The sequence below is a fragment of the Geothermobacter hydrogeniphilus genome (assembly GCF_002093115.1).
Classification (GTDB): Bacteria; Desulfobacterota; Desulfuromonadia; order Desulfuromonadales; family Geothermobacteraceae; genus Geothermobacter_A; species Geothermobacter_A hydrogeniphilus.
On the sequence record NZ_NAAD01000041.1, the window covers coordinates 1 to 9,174 of the forward strand.

Sequence of the window (9,174 nt, forward strand, 5' to 3'; positions counted from 1 at the left end):
CCTGGATGGTGACGATGCCGGTGGCGGGGCTCGGATTGGTGGTCGTCAGGGTGGCAGGATCGAGATCGGTACAGGGGACGAATTCGATCACCTGCCAGTACTGGTTGCCACGCGACTGGGCACCGTTGGTCCGCCAATTGGAGAGCTGCAGGTTGCCGACTGCACTCAAACGTTGAATCCAACTGTTACGGGCAAAGGCGGTGCCGGTACCGTTGGTGGTGTTGTAGGTGTCGCTGAAGGCCTTGTTCAGGGCACTGACAGGCGTAATGGAAATGTTGACGATTCCTTCGTTGTCATCACCGGCATTCGGGTCGGTGGTCGCATCAACCAGGAAGTTTCCACGCTGTACCCGGGTCTTGCCGTCATTGGGAAACTCGACCACGGCGTAACGGATGGTGTTCTGGTAAGCGCCGGTCGCGTCACGGTGAGCAGTAATGGTGGTGGCGTTGGTCAACTCCAGGCCGACGGTGGTCTGCGACAAGCCGTCGTTGGCAGCGCTCCAACTGCCGTAGAGCCAACTGCGGACCGGATCGACGGTGGCGCCGATCGCCTGGGTCAGGCTGGCGCTGGACGTCGAGTCGAAGGTGAAGGTGCCTTTGTAGAGATTGACTCCGGAACCATTGCGGAAGGTGACGACTTCGTAGCGGGTCGTAGTAGTCCCGGTGGTGTTGACGCGGGTCGCCTTCACAGTGCTGCCGTCGGTCAACTCGCCCATCACCCGCGCCATATCCTGCGAAGCGTCGGCATTGTCGCTGCGGCTGCTGACCAGCACCAGCGATTTCGTCGCATCTATGGTCTGCGCCAGGGTTGCGGTTGCGCTGGCGGTGCCGCCCGGCAGGTTGATCTGGCCGCGCTGGACATAGAGTTCATTGTTGAAACACTCGACCAACTGGTACGAAACCCAGGCGTTGGGGCCGGTGGTGCCGACCCGGTCGAAACGCAGGGTGCCGGCATCCTGAATGTAACCGGTTGACATGTGATTGGCGGTATTGGTCTCGGTTGCGCCGCCGGCGATATCGACCAGCAGGAAGGCCTGACTGGTATCGGCAATGCTCACCGGCACGGTTACACTCGACTGGCCATTGGCATAGGCTACCCGGCCGCTGGTCACCTGGCAGGCACCCCAGTCAGGGATGATCGGCGCGGTGTTGTCGACGGTGATAGTATTCGACTGGACGATAACGGTGCCGCAGTCGGGATCGGTACCGGTCACCTCGAGAGTCACCGTTTCAGGCGCAAAGATACCGTAGGAACTGCTGTCCCACGGGCTGGCGACGGCAGAACCGTTGAGCTTGTAGGTGAAGCTGCCGACGTTGCCGGTGGTGCTGAACAACGTGGTCAGGTCGACATTGGCACCGGAAACCGTCTGGCCGTTGGTAATGCTAATGGTCGAAGGCGTCCCGTCGGTACAGGAACTCCAGGTGAAGGACTGGCTGTTACCCGGGGTGGTGGTGCCGCCGACATAGTAGATGGTGCCGCACTCGGGGTCGGTACCCCGAGCATAGAGGTTATAGCTGTTGCCGCTGGTCAGGATGGCGGAAACTTCCTGCGGATCGGGGTTCCAGGCCAGGCGTTCGACTTCGGTTGAACGGGCCGTGCCGCTAATGATCAGGTTGTCAACCGCGATATCATTCCGATAGATCGTACCGCTACCAACAATGTAGCGGATACGAAGCTTGAAGTCGCTGTTGGTGTAGGCACTCAGATCGATGGGCCCTTCCGTCACCCAAGTGTCGTTGTTGTTGCCGGTATTGATGGCCGAACCGGTGATGTCCAGATCCCAACTGGAGCCGTTCCAGGCGTCGACATGCAACGAGGCATCATTATTGTCGGCGACATTCATATCCCAGTCGAAGGTGAAGGAGAAGGCATACTGACTGGCATCAAGAACGTTACTTTCCAAATACTGCGAACTCCCGGCGGTAACCCCCACACCGTAAGTCACATTCGTCGCCGAACTCTCAAGATAGACATACGGGTCAGGATTTCCGTTGCCGGGACCGGTGCTACTTGATCCGGTCGAACCTGAAAGAGCGACCCAGCCGTTGGTCCCGTCAGAGCCGTTAACCCCGGTCCAGTTGCCGAAATTCGGTCTTGTCCCGTTTGAAAGACCGGCAAAGTCGTCCGTCTGGGTCGGAAAAGGGGATCCCGAACCGCTACCCTCAGTCACCCGAAACTCCAGGTTGGTCAAATCCACGGTACTGACCATCCCCGCGCCACTGAAGTCACCGGACGCTGTCGTTACACCATTGAAACTGATCGAAGACGGTGTCGATTCGGTACAGGACGGAGTCGTGACACTGGCGGTATTGGAATCGGCACTGTCACACCCACCGGAATTGCTGTGCCCACGCACCGTGTAGCTGTAACTGGTGTTGGCGGACACGGTATTGTCAGTATAGGAACCGGTGGTGACATTGGTGGCAATCTGCGTCCCACCACGATAGATGGTGTAGTAATCGTTGTTGGTGCCATCGTAAGTCCAGGTCAGGTTGACCTGGGTTGGCCCGGAAGCTGCGGCATTGAGGTTGGAAGGCGCAGTAGCAGAACATGGAGGAGTCTCGACACAGGGAGCAGCATTGGAATAGCCATCATCCCGCTTGATGGCCCGCTGGAAACGATCTCCCCCATTCACTTCGGACTTGATAAATCCCCAATCCCCGTTGGAAAGAGATGCGCCGGAAAAATCGGCCGTAAAATGAAAGTTGATCGTGGTGGTGCCGTTGCCGCTGTCAACACCGGCGGAGAAATCAGTCTGTGAACCATCCGACTTCCAGGTCAATTTATTGGTATCCCAGAAATCGGCCAGATCGATTTTTTTAAGCGTATCGCTGCTGGCGATTTTCATTGTGGCATAAACCGTGTCACCATCACCAAAGGTGTCGGTCTGGTTGCTGCGCGCGGAGTCACTGTAGAACCACACCCCGACATTCGGAGATCCCAACTCCAGGTGTCCGCCGACCTTGGCGTTGCCGTTGCCGTCATCTTTTATTTCAATCTGATAGAAATCAACTGATTGCCCGCCGGTGTTCCAGTCATAATAGTAGGTGGTCGGATTTGAGCCACTCTGCTGCATCCCTGCTTTGTCGAGCAGTTTATTGTCAGCACTGTCCTTGATTGTAATAACGGGCGTCTGGATCGTGGTGCTGGTGATGAATTCGATCCGTACCGTATCCCCGACGCTGAAAACGGTTCCCGGGGTGCCGCCGACGCTGGTCCGAAACGTATCTCCACTTGCGCCGACATAGTCACCTGTCCCGACACAGACATCGGCCAGTGACCACCCCGCGCCGCCACACACCATAACCACGGACAGAACGGCCATCAAAACCAATCGCGTGACCACTTTCATCCCGGAACGTTTCCAAATCCCGTCTTTCATCTTCATCCCTTCCTTATCCGCAACCCGGTCAAAACTGTGACAGTTGTTATTCATCATCGCCTCCCCGGTCAATGCATCATGCCGCCGGCCTGGGCGACATAACGGCCTGCAACCGACCGGTAAGATCCATGAGAACCCTGGCCGGAATGCAGGATCCGATTGACTTCCTCAACCAGGGCTTCTCCTTTACCGGTCAGAAAGACTGCCAGAGCAAGGGGATTTTCCCGATCCGGCTGGGTCCTCAACAGACCATGGCCCCTGGGACGAAGAACCGCGTCATCACCGCGCTCGACGTAATGAGAGAGCACCTTGACGTTACGACTGACCGTCCCCTGAGGCATATCAAGCAGACGACAAAGTTCCGGCATGGTGATGCCTGGGTTCTCGGCAACCGCCAGCAACAGGCTGAAATGCTGACTCGGCATCGCTTTACTGAGACGCCGGCGCAAAAACTCGATGGCGGCAAACATCCGGGAAATATCACTCATCGGCTGTGCTCCCTGATTTGTTTAATAAAGTCTTGAGACCATGACAATAGATATATTTCTGCCCGCGGCACTTTTAAGCAATTTCTATTCCCAGAGCAAGAATGGACAAATCAGTTAAAAAACAGCCACATATCAACAATATTAAAGTTCATGCCAACTCTATTACTACATCCACCCATCTTCGATATTACATGTGGTTAGAGATTTCTCTGCCTGTTGAATGGGTGTAACTTTTATTACCGATGTTTTCTTTCGGGCAATCAGATCCGACCAACCGGGCAGCCTTGGTGCACAGTTCCTTTTTTCCCTCGTGTTACCTTTTGCACGCCTTTTCCAAAATTCCCCTGGATAAGGAGATGCAAACCGATACCGTGGTTTGCCTTTGCCATATCCCGAGATGCCGGTCTTCACGCTGAGGTTCGAGATTCGAGGTGCGAGGTTCGAGGTTCGAGATTCGAGGTTCGAGATTCGAGGTGCGAGGTGCGAGGTGCGAGGCTGGAGGCTGGAGGCTGGAGGCTGGAGGCTGGAGGCTGGAGGCTGGAGGCTGGAGGCTGGAGGGCGAGGACTTCAGTCCTCGCCCTCGTGCATTTTCTTCAATCGCTTGTTGAGGGCCGGGCGGGAGATGCCGAGCATACTGGCGGCAATCCCCTGGTTGCCGTCAGCACGACGCATGGCTTCCTCGACCAGGGCCTCGGCAGCCGCACGCAAGGTCGGCAACTGACCGCCGAAGCGGATCGGATCATGACCGTTTTCCGGGTCATCGGACTCGACGGCTGGACCGTCAAAACCGATTCCCATGGCGCGTTTGAAGGCATCCATGGAGAGCTTGCGCCCTCGATGCATAGCAACGGCATCATAGACCATGGAACGCAATTCTCGCACGTTGCCGGGAAAATCATAACTGCGCAGCAACGTGTCAAGTTCGCGCGGCGGGGTCGGTTTGACCTTGCCGAACTCGGCGGCGGCTTCGGCCAGAAAATGGTCGGTCAAGACACGCAGATCGCCATTCCGTTCCCTCAGCGGCGGGATATGCAGATGATGGGTACGCAGACGAAAAAAGAGGTCTTTGCGAAACTTGCCCTGCTGCTGCAGTTCGGCCAATTCTTCATTGGTCGCCACCACCACCCGGGCCAGCATCCTCTTGGGCCGGTCACTGCCGAGGGGATAGTATTCACCGTCCTGCAGCACGCGCAGCAGCTTAGCCTGTGAATCGAGATTGAGGGAACCGATTTCATCAAGAAAAAGAGTGCCGCCACGAGCCTGATCGATGAGCCCGGGCCGTGCGTGGTCGGCGTCCGTGAACGCGCCACGGGCATGCCCGAAGAGGGTGTCAGCAAAGATAGTGTCATCCAGCCCGGCGATATTGACCGCCACCCAGGGGCCCTTCGGACGACCGACCTGGTGGATTGCCTTCGCCACCAGCTCCTTGCCGACGCCACTCTCTCCGGTGATCAACACCGGCTGACTGCTGCCGGCAATCGCCTCGGCATAATGAAGCAGACTGCGCATCCGGGGGTTCTCGGTGACAATGTCCCGAAAAGCATCGGGGTGTTCCAGCGTGCCGCGTATCAGCCCATCACGTAACTTGCGGTTTTCATAGGCTATCTCCTGCATCCGCAGGGCCCGTTGGACCCCGGCCACCAGTCGTTCATCCTCTGAGGTCTTGACAAAGTAGTCGAAGGCACCACTCTTGATGCAGGCGACAGCGGTATCGACCTGGTTGATACCGGTCAGCATGATCACCGGCAGGCTCGGATAATTTTCAACGATTTCCGGCAGCAGTTCCATACCGGAACGATGCGGCATGATGTTGTCGAGCAGCACCAGGCTGTATTCCCGACTGGCAAGCCGGGTCATGACTTCACGGCTGTCGGAACAGGATTCGATATTGCCGATGCCGCCGAGGCGTTCAAGCATGATCGCCATGCTGCGCAGCCAGGCCGGTTCATCATCGACCATCAGAATCGGACAAGGGGGATAGACGGTTGCACTCATACTGCTGCCTCCTGAAAAAACTGTTTCGCCGCCAAGGCGACAAAGGGGCAAGAAAACCTTTTCATAACGGAGATTCGTGAAAAATAAAAAAATCTAAGCTGCCTGCAATCCAAAACAAAGGGATTTTCTCTCTCCATAGCTACCCCTCTCCGCCTCTGCGTTGAACCTCTTTAGAATTTCTTGGCGTACTTGGCGACTTGGCGGCAGAAGAAATATTTCACTCGTCCCGCTCAGCGACCGGCAACCGCAACTCGGCTGTCGTCCCCTTGCCCACTTCGGAACGAAACAGCAAGCGGCCACCGTGCTCCTTGATAATGCGACCGGAAACCGACAGGCCGAGGCCGGTCCCGCCCTCGGTGCGACGGGTCGTGAAAAAAGGATCCGTGATACGCTCCAGATCGGCCGGCGCAATTCCCTTGCCACCATCCTCGACCACCAGCACCACCTCCCCGGCCGCCAGATCATGCCAGGTGCGAATTTCAAGCAATGCTCCCGGTTTTTCTATCGCCTGACAGGCATTCATTACCAGGTTGATGACAACCTGCTCCAACTGGCGGAACTGCCCATAAACCATCGGCAGATGGTCAGCGAGGACCTCACGAAAGCTGGCCCCGCTTTTCTTGATCTGGTTGTTCAGCAGCCGCACTGCAGTCCGGTAAACCTCATTCAAATCGACCTCACACAGTGTCGCATCATCCTGGCGCCGGACAAAACCTTTCAAATCCTCGACAATCCCCTTGATCCTCAGGCTGGCGTGGTGCATGTCCTGCAGTAATTCCGGGAATTCCTGCCGCAGGCGCACGATCCCCAAACCGCCGAGACGCAGATCCGGGTCAGCCTCCTCCGCTTCATCGAGCAACGGCTGGAGATCGTTCCAGACGTCAGCTACCAGACCGAGATTCATCTGGATCATGCCGTTGGGATTATTAATTTCATGCGCAACGCCTGCGGCCAGTTCGCCGACCGCTGCCAGCCTGCTGGCCTGTTCATGCTCGGTACGCAACCGGTATTCTTCGGTGACGTCCGAGGCAATCCGGATAACACCACGTATTCCATCTCCCTTGAGATTCTTCAAAGGAAAGGCTTTGACACTCTGAATACGTCCACCATCTTCCAGTTCAATATCTTCGCAGGGCTGCCCGGTTCGAAACACGCAGCAGACCGGACAGCGCTCTTCGGCAAAACTGCACTGATGCATGGCAACCGGTCCCGAATTGTCCCGGCCGGCAAACCGGTCCGGACCGGCCGCGCCGCCGGCGCGGTTAGCCCAGACGATTTGTCGCTGCTGATTGATCAGGGAAATCGAGTTGGGGATACCATCAAGGATGGTTCTGAATTCTGAACTCAACCGCCGGTAACGAATCTCGTTTTCCTGCCGCAGTTGGGCTGACTGCGCCAGCCGGTCCATGATCAGGTAGATCAGGGCCGCCGACAACAGGCTGAAAACCAATGTCCAGACGAGGAATGTGTAGGCGGTGCGCTCCCCCTCAGCGTAGATCCGCCGCTCCATCCGCATCGTCAGCACCGGCCCGAACTTTCCGGCAATGTCGAACAACAGGGCATGTCCGACGATGGTTTTTTTATCAACCGGGGCCGACACGATGTGCAGGTCATCCTCACCGGTCACCAGTCGGGAAGGGTTGCGATTGCGGGTTCGTTCAACCTGCTCGGGGTTCCAGAATTCTAGTTGCAGATCAAGATGGATACGTTGCGACAGGCTGGCAAGACTGGCGGTGGAAAACCGCCGCCCCATGATCAGGGTGCCGCGCGAAGGCCCCGTCCCCCGGCTGTCAAGAATCGGCTGCAGGGCCACCATCCACAAACTGTTGCCCGCGTGAAATAATCCGGACACACCCTCTCCAGAAGAATGATCCAGCGTTTTGGCGCTTTGAACCAGCAGTCGCACCGTTTCAGAATCCGGATAAAGAGATGAAGAATCTGCTTCCCGCTCTCCTTTCCAGACCACATTCCCATCTCGATCGAGCAGTAACAGCAAGTTCAGTTGCAGGCCGTCCAAGGTTCCTTCGGAAAGGTTCGATACCAGAAAACGGGGGTTGCGATCGACCATATAGCGGTAACAATCGTCCCATTCAGCCCAGTCCATCGCCAGCAACTGCAGGCTGTCGACATCGTGATAGATGGCATTAAAAGCGCGGGTCAGATTGTCATGCAGAACCTGACGTTCCAGACGGGTGAAGTTCTCCAGATAGAATTTGCGCGACAGCTGGTAGAGACCGAGGTTCAGCAACAGAACCAGGACCAGCAGCAGCATGATTTTATCCGGACGAAAAATGACGCGCATGAAAAACGAGGGCCTCCAACACCAGCATCAATGCATAAAACGACAGCAATTTACCTGCCAGAAGTCCTCTTGTAACAAAAAAATGGGCGAAAGGGCAAAGGCGAAATTTACTACTCGGCCTTAAAGTAAAAGGGCCGCCCCATCGGGACGACCCTTTTACTTTGCCTGTTGCAGTTCCTCAGCAGTGCTGGATATTGCTCATCCCTACCATGGGGTAACCTTGTTCCAGCCGTTACCCACTCCCGGAGTATCCCGGGTATCACTCGGATCATTGCCCCCGAGACGGTGGCAGTTCTGGGCACTGGTCCAGTTGGAAATCGAACGTCCAGTGTTATTCGAACCCGAAGTTGCCGTCTGATAATTATTGTCCCAGGTGTTGTGCTTGGTATCGAGACAGTTGGTCTGCATCAACTTCGGCAGACGACTGGCGTGCGGGTTGTGACACTTGGAACAACTGAACTTGTGGTACTGCGTCTGGGTGGTGGCCCCGGTCTCGTCAACACCCCATTCATCAGTGTTGTATTTCCGCGGCCGAGTGTTGCCAGGATCGACTGCCGGGGTGTAATTATGGGCCTTGCTATTTTCAGAACGGAAACCCCAGTTGCCATTATCAGCCGGATCTGTCATCCCCTGGAAGTGCATGAAGGGGTTGTCACTGTAGCCGGTCTGGCCACCTCGGGCATCAAAGACATTGAACGCCGCCGATCCGGTTCCGCCGATAACAGCGTTACTGTGGCCGTTGGTACCGACCCAGAGCCCTTCACCGGTGGTCTTGTCCATGGCATCGACATTGGTGCCATGACAGAGGGTACACAGACCGGCCGAAGACGCCAGCGTCCAGCCGGCGGTCGGGTTGCCGCTGTTCTGGTCGATCCAGTAACCGCCCATGGTGGCCTGGGCCGCCGACCCCCTGGGAACACCACCCCAGGTATTGGTATTGGGGTAGACCGTCCCGGACTGCGGGGCGCCGTCCTCCTTGTAGGGATTACCCATCCAGGTGCCGCGCA

Annotated in this window: 3 protein-coding genes and 2 pseudogenes; all 5 read right to left on the bottom strand. The window is 56.7% G+C overall.

Annotation, left to right across the window (positions count from 1 at the left end; genetic code table 11):
- Window positions 1–3,382, bottom strand: a pseudogene (locus tag B5V00_RS16490) (hypothetical protein); the annotation flags it as partial.
- 68 nt (window positions 3,383–3,450) lie between these two features.
- Window positions 3,451–3,870 carry a MarR family winged helix-turn-helix transcriptional regulator gene (locus B5V00_RS16495; RefSeq protein ID WP_085011907.1) on the bottom strand — a complete coding sequence of 140 codons (420 nt, stop codon included), beginning with the start codon at window positions 3,868–3,870 and terminating at the stop codon, window positions 3,451–3,453.
- Between the two features lie 567 nt (window positions 3,871–4,437).
- Window positions 4,438–5,865 (bottom strand): sigma-54-dependent transcriptional regulator, encoded by a 1,428-nt coding sequence (locus tag B5V00_RS16500; protein ID WP_085011908.1) that lies wholly within the window; start codon window positions 5,863–5,865, stop codon window positions 4,438–4,440.
- A 217-nt stretch (window positions 5,866–6,082) separates the two neighbouring features.
- Window positions 6,083–8,167, bottom strand: coding sequence for a CHASE4 domain-containing protein (locus B5V00_RS16505; RefSeq protein ID WP_085011909.1), 2,085 nt, complete (start codon window positions 8,165–8,167; stop codon window positions 6,083–6,085).
- 204 nt (window positions 8,168–8,371) lie between these two features.
- A pseudogene (locus B5V00_RS16510) lies at window positions 8,372–9,174 on the bottom strand (hypothetical protein); the annotation flags it as partial.